4 protein-coding genes are annotated in these 19,200 nt (G+C 65.3%); all 4 read left to right on the top strand.

Going from position 1 to position 19,200, the window contains the following annotated elements:
* Positions 1 to 23: 23 nt before the first annotated feature.
* The 4 genes from ACFWFP_RS31445 (at position 24) to ACFWFP_RS31430 (ending at position 19,111) form a co-directional block, all read left to right on the top strand.
* Positions 24 to 3,329 carry a hypothetical protein gene (locus tag ACFWFP_RS31445; RefSeq protein ID WP_379301146.1) on the top strand — a complete coding sequence of 1,102 codons (3,306 nt, stop codon included), beginning with the start codon at positions 24 to 26 and terminating at the stop codon, positions 3,327 to 3,329.
* Between the two features lie 26 nt (positions 3,330 to 3,355).
* Complete coding sequence (locus ACFWFP_RS31440; protein ID WP_379301144.1) at positions 3,356 to 5,425, top strand: hypothetical protein; 2,070 nt, start codon at positions 3,356 to 3,358, stop codon at positions 5,423 to 5,425.
* Positions 5,426 to 5,657: 232 nt separating this feature from the next.
* A complete protein-coding gene (locus ACFWFP_RS31435; protein WP_379301142.1) occupies positions 5,658 to 6,317 on the top strand; it encodes a hypothetical protein in 660 nt (219 codons plus the stop codon).
* Positions 6,318 to 6,370: 53 nt separating this feature from the next.
* Positions 6,371 to 19,111, top strand: a complete 12,741-nt coding sequence (locus ACFWFP_RS31430; protein ID WP_379301140.1) for an SNF2-related protein — start codon at positions 6,371 to 6,373, stop codon at positions 19,109 to 19,111.
* The last annotated feature ends 89 nt before the right edge of the window (positions 19,112 to 19,200 follow it).

Raw genomic sequence — 19,200 nt, 5'->3', positions numbered from 1 at the left:
CGCATCGAGGAAAGCAGCTGGACATGCAGAACCCGAACCGGGCCGCCGCTGGCGGACATCGCCGCCGCGATCCAGGTCTGACCGATATCCGTGCCGAGCTGGAAGCCACTCGCACACTGGTGAACTGCCTCAGCGCAGTCACTATGGCGTGGGACAGCGGACTGAACCCGTACAGCCGGGCGATAGCGCCGATCGTGGCACAGACCCGTGCACGTGCCGACGCCCTCGCCCCGCTGGTGCACGAGCTGCGAGACGCCACGATCGACCTGCGCGCGGCCGAAGCGGTCCGCGACCCGTTCCTGGACTCCGCTGTCGCGCAGATGGCAGACATGGGCGTCGAACACCCTGACTACACCCGACTCAGCGACAAGGTCACCGACTACCTGCTCATCACCCAGACCGCGGACACACGGATGATCGAGCACCACCGCGCCCGATCCGAATCGGCACGGATGCAGCTGGAAGCAGCCGCCAACGGCCATGTCGCCATCGATCAGCTCGACGTCGGGTACGTCCAGATGCTCGCCGACGACATCGCCGTCGAAGACCTGTGGGCCGCTCGCGCACGACTGCACACCCTCACCTGCCGCGAACGCGACGCGCGCGGAGCCGAGGTCCAGCGTCTGGTCAGGTCCGGAATCGACATCACCCAAGCCCGCGCTGCGGTCGACACCGACTATCAGCCGACACCCGAAGCGACCACTGCCGCCCTCCCGAGGGTGCTCGGACGCCCCGCTGCGGCACCCGAAAACCGCTTGCGCACCACCGATCCCGACGTAGTCGACGCTGCGGTTCTCACCGCGCGACGCCGCCTGATCGAAACCGGTCCTCTCGACGACGAGTCAGTACCGCCCGCGCTCGATGACTCAGTGATCGTGCGGTTCGTGCGTGCCCGCGCCGACATGCTCATTCCCGCCGCCGTCGCTGGGCACATCGCCGCGCAGGCAGCGAAAAGCGCGGTCCAGGAGGTCGCTTTCGTCGAGGCCGCGCAGACACGAGCCAGCAGCAAGGAGATCGACCCGTTCATCGTCGACGAGCCTTTCGTCGAGACGATGCGCGCGAGGATCGCCGAACTGCAGGACGATCCGCCACGCCGCAAGGCGCTGACCCAGCTGCTTTCTCAGTTCCGTATCAATGCCAAGGCCACCGCCACCGCCAAGCTGGCCACCGAGATCGCCGCCGCGACCGAGGCCGCCGAGTCCGCGCGGAACCTGGCCGAGTCCCTCACCGGAAACGCCGCCCACCTACAGCGCGGATTCGCCGAATACGCAGAGCAGCTCGACAACTCGGCCGACAGATCGATCGCTGACCTGCCCCCCGCCGCAGCCACGGTGTCATCCACGGCTGACCCTCCCACACCGAAGCCCTACCGGCTGGACCTGAACAACGCGACAGCCCCGCAGCGCGGCACCGCAGAGACCACAACCAACCCGCCCACAGTTGGAGTCCCAGACATGTTTTTCAGCCACAGCGAGCCCGTCCAAGTCGATCAGCACTCTGCCGAAGATGCTTTCGGACAGCAGTTCTCAGCGCTGACTCGACTGCTCATGCAGTACGCGATGGCGTGGGCGCAAACCGGTGCCAAGAAGCGCGAGGCCTACCTCCTGGCGATGGCACGCAAGGCCGACCGCGAGCGCGAAGAAGCCCAGGCCAGGTTCGATGCCGAGCGCAAAGGTGTCGAGGCCAAGCTCGTCGCTGTGGAGAAGGCCGGGTTCGACAACCTGACCCGTCGTGAGGTCGTCGCAGCAGTCGGCGACGCCGCCTCGTGGGCACCGCACAGCGCGGTCGCCACGGCGTCGATGCACTCGCTTCGAACCTACGTACACGCGCGATTCGGCATCGTGCTCGACCTCGACGAAGCCACTGCGGCGGTCGACAAGGCCTACACACTGGACTCCAAACTGCACATGGCAGAGGAAGAACGGCTCTACGTTGCCCGCGCCGGCGCGGCCCAAAAGCACATGATCGACCAGGTCGTTGCCGATCCATCCATCGATCAGTCGGCACGCCGGACCGTGATAGCCCAGATCCAGGCCTGGCAGAGCGACCCCACCGACACCACCCTGCGTGCAGTGAACGAGGCGATGGTGTCGGCGGGAGTCAACGACAAGACCCGCACCAAGGTCGCGTTCACCGCACTCTACCTGGCTGGCCGTGATGGCCAGCCCGCACCGGTGGTACTGCAGCGCAAGCTCGCCGAACCCCTCGTCGCCCCAGGAGAGGCGATCAAGAACCGCCTCGACACGCTGCTCCTCAGCTACCAGACCCAGTTGAAGACGGGTATCGACTCCAGCGCGACACGGCGCACGATCCGAAACATGCTGCCTCTGCTCGACAAGGCCGATGTAGAGGTGGCGAGGGAGCGGGGCAACGCGATCTGGGAGAACCCCACCGGCGAGTACAAGCCGCTGTGGCCAGACCACGTCAACCGGACAGCGGTCGAAGAGGATCTGAGGTTGTACTCGATGGTCCGCCAGGCCGCGACCCAGGCGCAGATCGATGTCGACTCGCTAGACGCCCCCGCAGCAAAGTCCTTGGAGAAGACGAGCGCCGCGGTCAAACGCCGCCTGGACAAAGTGATCGACAAGGGCGAAGGGCTCCACCCGGTCGAACGGTCCCAGCTCGCGTTGACGATGCGCGGTATCGAATCCGGCAGCGGGCGAATCCCCGAACAGATCTTCGCCGATCACCACAGTGGCGCCGCCGCCGACATCGAGCGGGCAGTCGGGCAGGCCCGAACCAGCGCCGCACATCATCAGTACACCCTGGAGACGCTGGTCGGCAAGGAAATCAGTGACCCAGTTCTACGCGCGAAGCTGGTCTCTGACAGCAACATTCAGCACCACCTCGGTCGGCTGGCGACCTCCGCCGGTGGCGCCGACCCAGCGGCGAACACGGCCGCCGAAGCAGCTGTGGCTCGCCTGGATGTCTCGCTGAACGCCTACGGACTCAGCGATCCCATCCGAGCCGAAGTCAACGCCCGCGCCAGCGCCGCGATCACCGATGCCGCGAAACACGCCGCCTCGACCGCCGCCCGCCAAGAGCGCTGGAACAAGGCCATCTACGCGACCGCCAAATCCACGGTCCACGCACCTGTCGGACACCCGGCAGAACACAAAGAGAACGGAGCGCAACTGACCCCGGAACAGATGGAGGTCATGAACATCGTCGCCAGCACCCGATCGGAGCCACCCGCCGCCGCAGCCCGCACCACCGGCCGGCGCGGTCCTCGTAAGACCACCCCCGGCGCGGGCATGGACTACCTGATCAACCGCGCCATCCACGGCCCCGACGAGGGCACTTCCCCCGGTACCGGCATCGGCGACTGAGCCGATCGAACAGAGACAGGAACCCAATGACCAGCAACGAAACCCCCAACGACATCCCCAACGACCGTGCCAGCTACATCGATCGGGCGCTGCACATCGAAGAGCGCCTGACACGAGGGGATTGGCAGCACGACGAGAAGATCGGATCCATCACGGTCGCACGTCAGGTTCGCGACCTCGTCAAGGTCACCGACACCTACCTCGACGGCGCCGAAGCCGAGCGCGCCACGGTCGTGCTGTCCTCGCTGATGCGCGGTGGCACCTCGGTGGGTCTCTGGGACCGCATCCACGACGCCCGGGTCTACTCCTTCTGGCTGCACGGTGAGATGGGCGCACCGGTGTACAAGAACGACTGGATCCAGCTGAATCCCCAACTCCACGCCCGAGTGACCAGCGCGGAGTCGCCGTACGTGCCGACCGACGTCGAAGGGCTGGACTTGACGACGGGCAGAAGCATTCTCGCGGGTGCCGAAGAGGTCGCCAGGGCAGCAGCCGACCGCCCGGTTGGGCTACTCGCCTCCAACCGGTGGCGCGACGAGCTCTCAACAGCTACGACAGCAGTCATCGCCGCAGCCAACCATTCGATCGGCCTGACCGCCGGGGAGCGGTACCGCATCAACATGCTGCTCAATAGGTGGAGCGACCTTTCCCGCGAAGGCGAAGGATTCGATCCCGGAACCCTGCTGCGCGATGCTGAGCTGTTCGACCAATGGTCGCGCAACCGCGACAACGATTTCGAAGGCCATCCGCTGGTCTACCTGCCCGGCGTCAATGTCCATCCAGCGTCTGACGTCGACCTCGACGACCGGATCCAGGCCGTCACTGCAGCCGATATCTCCTACGAAGAGTTCAGTCGACGTCTCACCGAGTTCGTCGACACTGCACCGACGTTGGACTACGACTACGTTGTCGACGGCAGCACACTTAGTCCCGACGGTCCTCTCGTCGACGAGGCGACCGTGATGACCGCGACTGCGCTGTGGGCCGGGCACACCCAAACGCTCACCCCGGAAGAGGTCGATCGAGCCAGGAAGATCATCTCCGCGGTCGGAACCGAGGACGGCGCCAAGTGGCGCACCCTGTTGCCCGCACAGGTCATGGACGCCGTCGTCGATTCGAATCGGTTCACCGAGTTCACCAACGCTGTACAGCGTGGCTACTACGCCGAGGTCGAGGGCCGGTACCTGCGACAGCAGCCCGAGTACACCGACATCATCGACCTGGACCCGATCATCGAGATCGCCGGATCATTCATCTCCAACCCCCAACCACACCAGTTCGTGGCGCGGGACGAGCTGCGTCAGTACATCGAAGGCGCAGAGAAGTACGTCAGCGCGAACGCGCGCGGCCTCAATCTCGACCAGCTGGCAGCCTTGGCGCAACTGATCGCCACTGCCCGCGCCAGCGCCGCGATCTCCGGTGGCGAATCCGCGCGCCTGGAGGTCGCGCTGATGGCACTCACCGACCCGACCGACGACAACCCCGCACGCGCCCGGCGCGAGAAGCTGTGGGAGGTAGTCGAAGACATCGGTGCGTTTCAGGCCTTGGCGGCAACGTTGCGTCACCGCGCTCCTGTCGAACGCGGTGAGCAGACAGAAGTCGCGGTCGAGGAAACACCCGTGTTCGCTACCGAGCCGTACATTGACGACAGCGACGAAACTCGGTGGAAGGCAGCCGAGGAGTACTACGAGAGCCTGGCGTACGACGCCCATGTCCAGGACAGCGTTCGGGAAGCGATCGATGCACCAGAGGCGCCGAGTCCAGCCGTCATCGACGCTGATCCTGAGGACGTGATCCGCGAACTCCTTGACATCGCGCGCGCTCAAGCCCGGCAGCTCGCGCAGCTGCAGAAGCAGATCGATGACATCGTCGCCCGTCCCGAACCAGTCCAAGCGAGCGTGAACACCGAGGTGTCCAACCTTCCTGCTGAGCTCAAGGAACAGCTCGAAGCCGCCTTCTCCGGCCGCGCGCACCCGCCGGCCGCCGCGGTGGGAACTAGCGCCCGACCGTCGGCCGCCCTCGCCACCTTGGCCGAGGGTGCCGTGGAACTCAACGCAGACAAAGCAGTCGAGGACCCCGGAATCGGCGCCGCCTGACCAAGACCACGCGGCCATATGCCGCCAGCACCGACAGTGCCGAGACCAAAGAGCTGGTCTCGGCACTGTCGTGCGCACACACAAAACTGTGCGAAATTGTCCAGGCCCAACGCATTTAGGATCGAACTTCAAGCCATGTCAGTGCCAACCAGCACGATGGCTCGAGGGGAAATCATGCGGGCCGAAACCCGCAACAACTGGTCACCGACCAGCAGCAGGAGGGAACACCGAAATGACAACCGCCCACCCCGAATACGACATCGACCCTGAAATCCGCGCCGAGGTCAGCAGAATCCGACGCGAATGGATCGGAATGGACCCGCAACAGACCCCGGTCGAACGCGAACGCCAGATCGACGAGGAATCCGCGCACCTGACAGCCCTGGTCGCTGAGATCACCGATCAGAGCGCCCACGGATTCCTCGTCGATCAGTGGCGAGCCGACCACCCGGGCAGCGAGCCCGACCAGACCACCGTGCTGGCGCTGATGACCACCGCGCACCGCAGCGCCCGCCAGCAGGTCCTCGAAGAGCACCTCTATTCGCAGCTGACACCGGAGATCCTCGAACAGCGCCGCAGCGAGACCGCCGAGTTGGTCGGCGCGGTCGCCGCGGAGATCGAGTCCGCGCGCACCGCCGCCGATCCCGATCGCTGGCGTCGGCGGATGGTTCAACCCACCGAGCTCGCCGAACAAATCGTCACCGCGGCATGGGGTTTGAGCCGGTCGATGGACTTCACCATCTTGGCGCTGGCGCTGATCCAGCAGCGCCTCGACGACAACGCACCCACACCGATCAGTTCGGTCGATCCGCTCGTCGACGACCTCACCGACCTGATCGAAGCGCAACTCGACCAGGAGGCAGAGCCATCAACGCCAACACCAACGAGCTAATCGGCAAATGGGCGAAGGCGCGGCAGGATTTGCTGCGCCTCACCCAGAAAGGCATGTCGACCGGCGCCTCGATCAGCAGCGCTGAGACCTCACGCCAGACCGCGCTCAGCCGTAGGGACTTCACGACAGCGAACCGGCTCGGCGCTACCCTCGCAAGGCTCACCGCGCGACGTGACGCCGAACGCCAGCAGTGGAAGACCCAGCAGAGCGCGTTGATGGCGCTCGAGGAACAGCTTGTCGAGCGCGGCCTCGATCCAGCCTTCATCGACGAGCACACCGCGTCGAAACTGGGATCCGCACAGCCCGAACGGTGGAGGGAACGCCCCGCCGACGCCAAGCAACGAGAGCTACTCGGACGCTTGCTCGGCCAGCGTCAACTGCCGACCGACCTCCCCAAAGACCTGACCGCCGGTGATGCCGACACCGCCATCAAACAACTGCTCTCCCCGCACACGGTCGCCGCGGCCACGACACCATCGGTCAGGCCGGCCGAGACCGTATCGACCAATCCTGCGGTGGTCGACGATGACCGGGCAGTCGTTCAAGCCGTAGCGGGTGAACGCCGTGAAGCGCTGCGGAACAGCCTGTTGCACGAGATCGGCGAGATCGCCGTCACCGAACTCGCCCCCCTGGCCGCTGAACTCGACACCGTGCCGAGCGCGGACTACCACGCGCGCATGGTCCCCGAGGCACAAGCCTTCGTGCTCAACCAGCTCGGCATTCGCGCCCACCCGGAGTTCTACGACGGCGAGCATGACGACAGCGCGGCCGCAGCCGAGCAACTCCTGAAAACCCCGTCGTTCTGGGCGCAAACGGCCTACACCATCGCCGAGCGTCTGCGGGAGCAGAACCAGCCCCCCGAAAAGCTCGCCGATGCAGAGATCGCCCACGAACTCGCCGACGCCATCGTCGAAGAATCCGGCACCGGTCGACCCCAGCCAGACGACGTCCAGACCACGGTCGAATCCACACCAGTGCTCGATGAGCGCACCGAGATCGAACGGCAGAGTATCGTTCGCGCAGCGGTCGGGTCTGCCGCGGTGCTCGGTAGCGTCGACTGGAACGAACTGGGCCGCGCGGAGTTCGATCCGGAGCGGCTTCTGGATGTGCCCGATCCCGATCAGCATCCGACTGTGGCGGCCGCCATCGCCAAGTCCCGGACAACCCGCAACAGTGGTCGGATCGCCCGCGAGTTCGAGAACGGCTACTTCGAGGCGGTACGTGCCCACACCGGCACGATTTGGAATCAGATCACTACCGAGGTCATCGCCGATTCAGACATCGGCGCCGCGGTGCGGCGGATCGGGCGCGAACCGTCGCTGCTGGCACAAGACGACGCGTTCCAAACATTGATCCTCATCCGCGTCACGGAAGCGGCGCAGCGCAGTGACCTGCACAGGGCCGCCGTTCGAGCCCATGCGTTGCGCTACAGCACGACAAGGCTGGACTCCGGTGTCACCGCCGAAATCGCCGAAGGTGCGGTTCGTCTTGCGCGTCAGGGGTGGTCGCCCCCTTTCCCTGATGCCGCCAGGCTCGAAGTCTGGCGGCGATACGCAGCCGAAGAGCTCGCCAGCGACCCTCTGGTCGCAGCGGGCTTCGGCGCCGCGCTCCACTCATCATCGGTCGTCGTATTCGACGCCGTCGCAACCCGGATCGTCGACCAATTCATCACCACCACCGAAACATCGGATCCGGCAGCGGTCGAGTGGCTGAGAGCTGATCTCAACCAACATATTCGGCCCGGCATGACGACCGTTGAGGACAATCCATGGAGCGACCTCGGCGGTAGATGGAAGCTCGAACAGTCCAATGTCCAGGTCAGCAGGTACCGATCCGGAGGATGGGCGATCAGCCCTGACAGCGGCGGGTCCTTCGACCCCTGGGGCAACGACCATCGCGCCGCGACGATCGCCGCGTACCGGGCAGCGAAGCGCGCCCACCACCCAACCCCAGAAGCCCAGGCGATCTTCACTCGGGTCGACGAGGCCAAGCGCACCGTCAACAGCTACCTCGGTGCGCGATTGGCCCAGCACGAATTCGTCGTCGCGGTCGCGCGATCCGAGATTCTCATGCGGGACGTCGGCCCGCACAGCGTGAGCTCCAACGCCCGACACTCACCCCTGATGCTCAGTGCGGTAGACGAACTCACCGCGATCGTCGAGCCGTCGATCCTCGACTACCTCGCCGCCACGGGCATCGACGTCGTTGCATTTATCAATGACATCGTGGTGCCCACCGCGCTACGGCAAGCACATGCCTCGTACCTGGCCGCTGCCGACGGCGCAGACCTGTTCACCAGCGAAGTGGTCGAGGACATTCATGTCCAGGACCTGTCAGGCATCGTTGTCGGCGACCCCGACCGCGCCAACCTACGACTTCAACACCACAACACCAGCGGGGTCACCTCGTGGAAGTCATGGGCGGGCGACCACATCTTGGTCGAGGAAGCCACGCTCACCGAGGCGATCGCGACCGCGCGCTACCTGCTGGCCGGCCACCAACACGACGTCGCTCCTGACGCCGATCAGTACCGGTTCGCCCATCTGTGGCGGCCGCTGCTCGAGCGGGCAGCCCCCAACTTCGCCGAGGGGTTCAGCCAGGACGCACTCGAGCTCGTCACCGACGCCCATGACGCGGGTTGGTACGTCGAGTCCAAGCCAATCGGCGAGCACCGCATGGAGCTGGCCTTCACCGGTGACACGATCGCCGGGTTTTTCCAGTTCCGGCTGCTCTACGGCCGCGACGAGAACGGTTGGGTCGCGCTGCAGGAGGAGTCGACTTCTCTGCAGCTCGACAACAGCGGCGACGTGGTCCGGCGGTCCTCAAGCTCTGAACGAGCGGTTCGCGACGAACTGCACCTTCGGGTCGAGCCCGAGCCCGCCGACCCTGTCGTCATCGAGGACCTTGTCGCCCTCGTCGTGGACGACACCGCGCTGCGCCGCGTCGTGCGCGACCAGGCCTACCTGGGTCACACCCTGCCGCCGCGGATCAACTTGATGCTGCAGGACCGCCTCGCCCAGCTACGGGTCGGACCGCACAGCAACGATGCCGCGGATCTTCTGAACAACAGAGGCCTTCGCACGCGACTCGTCGCGGCTATCGCGGAACATCTGTGGCGCACCGAGAACGACAGCACCCCACCACTGTGGGTGACCGGCCACGCCGCCGAATTCACCCGCCAGATGCCGCCTGACCTGAAAGAACTGGTCACCGCCGAGCGGCAGGCGCTGGCCGACCTCGCCGCGGATCCAACCAACCCGGGTCTCACCAGCGGGGCCATCCTGGCATGGCGCGACCGAGTTCGCGCCGACCTCGAGCTGAGTGCCCCCGAACGCCGACCGGCCGCGGAGCTCACCGCTGAACTCGCGGCCGCCGAGACTGCGATCGTTCGCTATGTGGGCTGGCTCGCCACGACTCGTGAGGCTGCCGACCTCGCCGTCGATGTTCTCGTGAATGAGGCCGAACTCGACACCGAGTTCGCGCCGGCGGTCGTCGCTGAGCTCACCGCCGTACTCACAGAACTGGAACTGGCCGCCCAGCGCGGCCAGCCCACCGCAGAGCCGCGCACCGAGCTGGACTCCGTGATCAACCGGCACGGCATTCCACCGGCCGAGGCGCAGTTTCTCCGATGGCGCGCCGACCAACGGCACGCATCATCCCAATCGAATCCGGACTCGAACTTCGCAGACAATTCGCCCGCCCCCGAACACGCAGATCTCGCCGACCACCTCGACGTCCCAGAGCCCACGGTCGACCCGGTCGAGGGCAAGGCCGATGGGCAGGCGCAGCAGCCAGCATCGGGCACAGGCCTCGCCGACAACGAAATCGCCGAACTGGTCGACGCTGTTAGTCGTATGGGCGCTGACACCGCGATACGTGGCATGGTCCAGGTCGGCGACGCCGAGTTCTATCGGCATTTCGCCGTTGCGGCCACGGCTTCGGCGTTGGCCCTGGTCGCGCCGCACGCAGTCGACCAGGCTGGCGCCGTGGCCGCCGCATTGTGGGCGACCACCCATCCTGATGACCGGCTGGTGTTCGACGAAGACTTCAACCCAGCGTTCGAAACATTCGAGACGCAGCTCTACAGCACCGCTGACCCCGACGACCTCTCGGTACACACCGAATTCGCGATCACTGTCGCCGATCCGGTCTACAGCTACACCGTCTACGTCGGCGCCGGAGATCCGTACACCATCGTCGCCCACCCCGGTGAAGAGATGTACGGCAGCGAGACCACCGCGATCGGTGAAGTCTCCTCGGCCGCCGAAATCATGCCGGTCATCCGGAACTCGCTCGCCGAAGTCGCCGAATGGCGTGCGCGTCAGCACGCTACGAACACTTCCCCCGACGATGCAGAACAGATCGAGGCTCTCGCGCACGCTGCCGGACTGATCGTCACGTCGGAATTCGACGTGCCCCGAGCGCCCGCGAACCGCGGCGAGCTCGACCGGCGCTACCACCTCGGACTGTCGAGTCCTGACGGTGAGGTGTCGATGCGGCTGCGCTGGGACTTCGACGGCGTGTACGGGCCATACCGGTTCGTTGCCAATCGCTCCAGTGTCTTCGGCATCGACGGTGTCGGGCCCGATCTCGCCGCCATCTCCGAATACCTGCGGTCGGCGGCAATCGAACCCGACACCGACCTCCCCGAAGCTGATGTCGCGGCCGAGGCGCCCCAAGCTGTCATCGAGGAGTTTGTCGCCGAACAGCCAGCCACCGCAGCCACACCACAAACGCCGGACGACGCCTCGAAGGTCGCCGAGCAACTCCTGATCGACCTCGCCGAAAGGCTCGGCTGGGAGACCAGCATCGGCGCCGGCCCCAATCGTGTGCTCGCACGACGCGACGAAGCGGGAAAGACACATCTACTCACGCTGGCGTGGGACTCCCATCGCGTCGAGGGCGAGAAGGTGGAGTTCACCGCGGCGGAATACACCATCTCCGTCGGTGACGCTGTGCAGGAGCGCGAAACCGATCTCTCGGCGATCTACACCGAGCGCGTCCTGAGCCAGTTCACCAACCGGCATCAGCAGCGCGCCGTCGCCGAGGTGATCCTGCGGGCGAAAGCATCGGCGGATAGAAACCTGAAGCTGCACAGCGGCATCCGCAGCGGCATCGAGGAATACCGGCGCGACGCCCGAGCCACCGCCGAGCGAGCACTCGATCATGTCGTAGAGCAGCTGCCCAGCGACGAGGTCAGCTTCCGACTGCGCGACCCGTCGCTGGCGATGGAACCAGCGATCATCGACCTGATCACGCGCGGCGACCCGGCTCGCTCCGCACTTGTCGACCAGATCCTCGACGAGGCTTGGAGAACAGCCAACGGCGAGGCCGCCGGATACGCGCGTGCGAGCGCGATGACCGCCACGTCTGAACAGATCCGGTTCGGGCTGGCGCTGCCGATCGAAGAATGGGGCGGCAGCTCCACCGAGGTCAACTTCGGGCCGCACGTCATCGGCACCGTCCATATCGCCGACCACAGCTACAAGGTGTGGCTCCCCAACCGCGCCACCGAGTACGGGCCCTACACCATCGGCTACGCCGGTTCTCTCGAGCACCGTGCGAACCACCTCCCCAAAATTGGCACGGTCGACGTCGGGTCGGATATCGGCGCCTTCATTCGCGCCCACCACAGTGCCCTCGCCGAAGTCGAAGCCTACGAAGCCGCCGCCCGTCTCCAGCCCGCGATCACGCTGACCTCTGGCCCCTCCACCGACGTGCTCGCGCTGATCACACCCACCGAGCAGTACCTCGGCGAGGTCTTGCCCGGTAGCCACGAGATCGAAGTCGGTGGCGAGGTGTACATCCTCGACGAGTTCACGACTCCCGAGGGCATCGACTACCAGATCTCGACCAGCCAGCAGCAGATTCGCGATGACGGCACCCCGCACCGGGTTTCTGCACTCTCTGTCGCCGGCACCGTCGACCCGACCGAGATCTTGGCTCTCATCCGCGCGCACCATCGCGACGAGATCGCCTACGACGGCGCAATCGAGCACGCACGCATGCTCGAACGAACCGCCGATCCGGAGTTCGCCAAACCGGCGAAGGCCGACGAAATGATCGCCCTGGCCCGAGCCAATGGCTGGTCGGTGAACGAGATCGGGCTCGCCGGAAAGGGGTACAGCACCACCTACGAGCTGGCACTTTCTGCACAGACCGGCAGTGGCTGGCACAGCTACCGACTGCACTGGGAAGTCCGCAAGGGCTATCTGAGCTTCCTGGCGGCCAGGTCTGCCGAGTGGACAGGCCCGAGCCGCACCGAGGCGAAACTGCATCGGCCGCGCCTGAACGAGGTCATCCGCGCGCTGAACGGCACAGCGATTCAAGAGCCGCAGGCGCCACTGCCGCAGGTCACGGCCGAACAGCCCGTGGTGGCGGCCGCCGATGAACAGCTCGACATGTTCGCCGTGGCCGAACCTGCACCCCAGCCGCCTACTCCCGAGATCGCGCCCACGCCACCGGCGCCGACCGTGACCGCGCCGGTCGTATCCAGCTCCGGCGCGCTCCCGACGCCTTTCCTGGTCCCGGCTGACGAGACCAGTCGCCCGATCACCCAGTGGGTCGGGCACACCATGATCGAGGCGACCCGGCCCGACGGATCCCGGGTGATGATCAGGGACGAGGACGCTCGCCGCTACCTGGCCGCCGCCGAGACCCCAAACCCGGCGCCACCCGCCGCCGACAACATCACCGTCACCACCGCACCCGCCGCGGCCGCCGACTCTGACTCCGTCGAGGCGCCATCGCCGCTGCCCACCGGCAAATCAGCCCGAGGTGCGCGTTCGGATGCGGACCGCGACGCCGAGCTCTTGGCCGACTTGGCCGACTTGGCCGCGCCCGACGACACATGGGGCCGAGGTGCGCGTTCGGATGCGGACCGCGACGCCGAGCTCTTCGCCGACTTGGCCGACTTGGCCGCGCCCGACGACACATGGGGCCGAGGTGCGCGTTCGGAAGCCGACCGCGACGCAGAGCCCTCCGCCGAGTTGGCCGCGCCCACCGGCAAATCGGCTCGCGGTGCGCGCGGGAACTACAAGCTCGGTACCGAAGTTCTGGCGCCGAGCAGCGTCAGCGACCGGGTCAAGGCCAATATCGCCGCGATCACGGTCATCAACGAGATCGCCGCCGACGAGCGGGCCGCGACCGCGAGCGAACAAGACGTGCTGGCGAAATGGTCGGGTTGGGGCGGTGCCTGGCAGGTCTTCGACACCGATCGCAGCGAGTTCGCCACCGAGAATGCGCAGCTGCGAGCACTGCTCGGCAACGACGGCTACAACACCGCCTTCCAATCCACGATCAACGCCCACTACACCGATCCCGCCATCGCGGCAGTGATCTGGGGCGCGCTGCAGCGCGCCGGTCTGCCCGACGACGCCACCGTGCTCGAACCCGGCTGCGGGTCTGGCCATTTCATCGGACACGCCCCCGCGGGCGTCCACATGGTCGGCGTCGAGCGCGACGTCATGACCGCTGAGATCGCTCACGCGCTCTACCCGGAATCACTGATCTACCGCGTGCCCTTCCAGAAGGTCGACGCCCCCGACAGCGTCGATGCCTCGATCGGCAACGTCCCCTTCGCGGAGCTGCCGGTCTTCGACGCCACCTACAACCCGCACGGGCTGCGGGTGCACAACTACTTCATCTACAAAGCGCTGGCGATGACCAAGCCCGGCGGGTACGTCGCGCTGATTACCAGCACCTTCACCTCGGATTCGCGCAAGCAGACCCGGCAGGCGATCAGCGAGCTCGGCGACTTCCTCGGCGGAGTTCGACTCCCTAGCAACACCTTCGCCGCCCAAGCCAAGACCTCGGTCGTCACCGATCTTCTGGTGTTCCGGCGGCGCGAAGAAGGCCGCGCGCCCAGCACGTTGACCCAACGGTGGGCCGCGCCTCTGGAAGCAATCGACATCGCGGTCGGCGACGACACCGAGTCGATCCGGATCAACCCCTACTTCGCCGACAACCGTGATCAGATCCTCGGCACGCTCTCACTCGGTCAGGGGTATCGGGGACGCACCCAGCTCCTCGTCCGCGCCGGCGAAGAGCCGCTGCATCAGGCTATCGCTACCCGACTGGACGCGATCGTCGACAGCGCGGCCGCCGAGGATCTCGCGCTCTCGACAGACCTGCCGCCGAATCTGGCCGCCAAGAGCGTCGGAATCATCACCCCCGACGATCTTGCGGTCGAGCCCGTGCCGGGCACGCTGCGATTCGACGAAACCAGCCAGCGTTTCGCCCAGTACGAACTCGGCCGCGGCTGGCAAGCGGTCAAGGCCAAAAGTGCTGCCCTGAGCGCTGAGTGGCTCAAGCTGCTCGAAATCGGTGACACCGTCGCCAAGCTCATCTCTGACGAGGTCCAGTCCGCCACCCCCGATGTGCGCGAGAAGCTACGTGCCCGCCTCAACGACCAGTACGACCGCTATGTCTTCGACCACGGACCGATCAACCGGTTCAAATGGACCAACCATGCCAGCCGCAACACCGACTTGCAGGCCGCCAAGAAACTCGACCGACTCGAAAAGAGCTGGCGAGCGAAGAACGGCAACCGGAAGCGCTCCGAAGACCGCAAGAAATGGTTGAAGACTCCGTTCACGGGCGAGATCCCGGCCCAGGTCATCGAATCGCTGTGGGACAAGGCCTACATCCCAGACCAGAAGCCCTACCGCAAGCGTGCTCAGCTCGAGGGCGCGATCCGGTTCGATCCCCGCATCATGCTGGTGCGCAGCATCGAGCTGTTCGACGACTCCACCCAGACCGCGCGCAAGTCCTCGATCTTCACCGAGGACATCAACTCAGCGCGCCAACGGCCTGAGCGCACCGACACGGTCGAAGATGCAGTCGCGGTTGTTCTCGACGAGCGCGGTGAGATCGACCTCGCCCGGCTCGCGCAGCTGCTCGACACCGACACTGCCGGCGCGGTCGCGAAAGCCCGCGGCCTGATCTACCCAGACCAGCTCAACCCCGACCGATGGATCCCGGCCGCGAGCGCGCTATCTGGAAACATCCGCACCAAACTCGACCACGTCCGCGGCTTGGTCGCAGAGGATCGCGACCGGTGGAAACCACTGCAGGACGCCCTGAACGATGTCCTGCCAGCCCCTGTCGAGATGTCGAAGATCAAGCTTCGACCGGGCACACCATGGTTCAACCACGACTACTACCGGCAGTTCTTGGCTCAGGAATTCGGTGTGGCGGCCATCGTCGTCGGCTACAACGCCGATTTCGGGACCTGGCATTTCGCGAGCAACGTGACTCCGCGCAAGGACTCCTGGGCTGTGGACGGCGACAAGCTGACCGGCATCGGCCTGTTCGAGCGAATCGCCAACAACCAGGTCATCGAGTCCCGCAAGACATCCGAGGAACTCGAAGACTCCCCCAAGCCGCTGTTCCATCCGGAGCGAACCGCTGCGCTGCGCGCCAACGCCAAAGGGTTGGAGAAGCGATTCATCGCGTGGATGTGGGAGGACGACGATCGCGCCGCCGACCTGGTCGAGACCTTCAATCGTCAGTTCAACTGCCTGGTCAAACACGCCTACCCCACCGAACACCGCACCTTCCCAGGGCTCAACCCACTAATCACGCCCTACTCCTACCAAGTCGAGGCAGCTGTGCAAGCTGTCATGGACGGCACGATCCTGCTCGATCACGTGGTGGGCGCGGGCAAGACCTTGACCGCGGCGATCATCTGCATGGAGATGCGCCGTCTGGGCATGGTCAAGCAACCGTGGATCGTGGTACCCAACCACCTGGTCGGAAACTGGGCATCGGAGTTCCGGTTCGCCTACCCGGCCGCGAACATCCTCGTCGCCGACGAGCTGAAAGACAGTGTCGACCGGCAACGATTCGTGGCCACGACCGCGACCAACGACTTCGACGTCGTCATCGTTCCTCAGAGTGTCTTCACGCTGGTCGGGATGAGCGAAGAAGCCCGCGCCGACTACCTCGAATCAGAGAGGCAGGACCTGTACAGCCTGTTTGCTCACATCGAGGACGCTCACCCTCCGCTGGTCAAGGAGGTCGCCAAGGCGATCGAGCGTCTCGAGGCTCGGATCGATGAGATCACCGAGAAGAAGGTTGCGCGCGAGGACAAGTCGATCAGCTTCGAGCAATCCGGATGCGACTACCTCGTCGTAGACGAGGCGCACCTCTTCAAGAACCTCACCCGCGCCAGCAAGGCATCCGATCTGACCTTGACCGCGGGCGCGCAGCGCGCCAGCGACATGATGATGAAGATCAGGTACCTGCGCGAGCAATCGCATCAGCGCAACCTCGACCAAGGCACACCGTGGTCGCCCGTCCGGGCCGTGACGTTCGCGACCGGCACCCCGATCGTCAACTCGATCGCCGAGCTGTGGGTGATGACGAAGTACCTTCGCCCGGATCTGCTCGATGACCTTCGGATCGGCCATATCGATGCGTGGGCAACGGTTTTCGCCACCATGGTCACCTCCATCGAGATGAACGTGACCGCCACCAAGATCGTCACCAAGTCGAAGTTGCGTGACTTCGGAAATATGAAACAGCTCCGGATGATGTGTGACCAGTTCACTCACACGGTGGTCAGGTCCCAGATCCCCAAAGAGCTGCCCGCGCTCGTCGGTGGCGGCCATACGCTACTCGAATTTCCTGCGGCGACCTCGATTCGAGATTTCCTCCACGACCTCGAAGTCCGCATGCGGAATCGGCCTTCCGACCGCCCCGACATCGACAATCCGCTCAAGGTGGGCAGGGACGGCACCAACGTCACCATCCATGCGCCGTTGTCGGGGCTCGCGTCGCCGCCCCCCGAGAACGACCGCATTGCGTTGGTCGCCAAACGGATTCGTCAGATCCACGAGGAGAACTCCGACTTCTATCTGCCCGCGGACGCGCACGGGCCCGAGGTCCATGGAGTTCTTCACCTCGCGTTCTGCGACGTCGGCACACCCAAGCCCGGTGACACTCCCGACGACCCATCGCTCTACAACTACTTCCGAAATTGCCTGGTAGACGAAGGTTTCGACTTCGACGAGATCGCCTTCATCCACGACTACCCCACCACCCGCGACAAGGACGGGCTGTGGCGAGAGTGCAACTACGGCAAAATCAACGTTCTAGTCGGGTCGACTGAAAAAATGGGCACCGGCATGAACGTCCAGCGCCGGGTGCGCTCGCTCACCCACATCACGCTCCCGCAGACGCCTGCCGCCTACGAACAGCGCGACGGCAGGGCGATCCGGCAGGGCAACCGCAATAAGGAGGTCGAGATCATCGACCCGATCGCGATCGGGTCCTACGATCCTGTCTCCCACCAGCTCATCGAGGGCAAGGCGCGATTCATCGAGCGATGGCGAGAAGGCAATCTGCCTGATTCGGTCGAAGACATCGGAGCCTCGATGGAAGTCAGTGCCGCACAGGCCAAGGCCGCGGCCACCGGCGACCCGCTCCACATCGCCGTCGTCGAGAAGGAGAACTTCGTCCGCGAACTCTCCGACGAACAAAAAGCCGTCGACCGGGTCAACCGAATGAATGACCGCCTGCTGACCAAGCTGGAGCAACAGCTGCCGACCCTGACCGCCGAGCTCGAACAGGCACAAGCTACCGCCGTCCCTCTCGCTGCGTGGACGGCCACCGATCGCGCGGGCCGCAGAATCACCATCGGTGGCACCGAGGTTGCCGACGACGACACCGACCGGCTTGCCGATGCGACTCAAAAGCTGCTGCAGCGCGAGGTAATCGGCCTCAAGCTCAAGCGCAACACTGAGGCGATCCCGTTGTTCCGTATCGCGGGTATCACCTTGCACGGCCGGCGGTCGATGGAAACCGGCGTACTGACGGTCTCGGTCAACGACGCAACCTGGATGTATGTCGAGGAGGAGGACTACACCGCCGCCATGGGCTCTGCGGTCAAGGCTCATGGTCTGCTGCGTCGTGTCCGCAACATGGTCGAGGCTGTCGACACCGATGTCGCGCGATTGCAGCGCAGAATCGAAGACACCCAGGAACGTGTGGACGCGCTGCGGGACCTTCCCCCGCGGGTGTTCAGCCGCGACGATGAGCTCTCGGAGGCGCGCGTCGAGCTCCGTGATCTGGAGGCAGAGGTCTCAGCGCGCGAGAACTCCCCTGCTGCGCTGCGTTTGGCCGAGGCTGAGGCCGAGCGGCGGGCCGCAGCCGGCCAATATCCCGGATTCACCCTCGACCTCAATCCGACGCCCGCACACGCCGAGCGCCAAGAGATTCCGTTCAGCGAGATGCGCAAGCTCGTGCCGACCAGGATGCGAAACGCGGCGGCGAACTGGAAAAGGCAGGCACGTGACCTCTCGCTGAACAAGGCCAGCGACCCGTGGCAGCCGGTCAACGAGGATGGATCCGAGTACCTGTGCGGTGGTGCCGAATCCAGTGGCAAGCCTGGCGCCCGCGCGTTGTGGAATGACAGGACGTGGACCTGGGTGGCGTGGGACGGTACGGGCAATACCGTCGCTGGTGACCGCAGCCAACTCCACGATGCGAAGAACTCCGGGCAGTGGGCCGCGCGTGATCTCGCAACATCGTCGCACGTGGACTATTCGGGGCTGTACAAGCTCGCGGGATTCAACGAGAAGCTCTGGAGAGCGCAGTGGGATCTGGAACATCCCCCGGGTGAGGTGATCGACGCCGAAGTCGGCAGCGCCATCATCGATGGCGTCTCGGCCGCCGCTGCTGGTCGACAACGGCCGCTCGCTCTCGCTGCGTCCATTGGCGCGGGCTCGGGCGGTAACGGATCCGCCGTTGAGGAGGTGGATGCAGAAGTCGTTGCGGCAGTGGGTGATTGACCGACGAGAAGGTGTCATCACCGGAGCGGTGTGGTCGAGGCTGCCCAGCTGATGATCGTCGGGATCCATTCCGAGGGGCGAGGGCAGAA

This window comes from Nocardia sp. NPDC060249 (assembly GCF_042728755.1).
GTDB lineage: Bacteria > Actinomycetota > Actinomycetes > Mycobacteriales > Mycobacteriaceae > Nocardia.
Note: the sequence above shows the minus strand (reverse complement) of the source record. Positions and strands in the feature narration are given on the sequence as shown.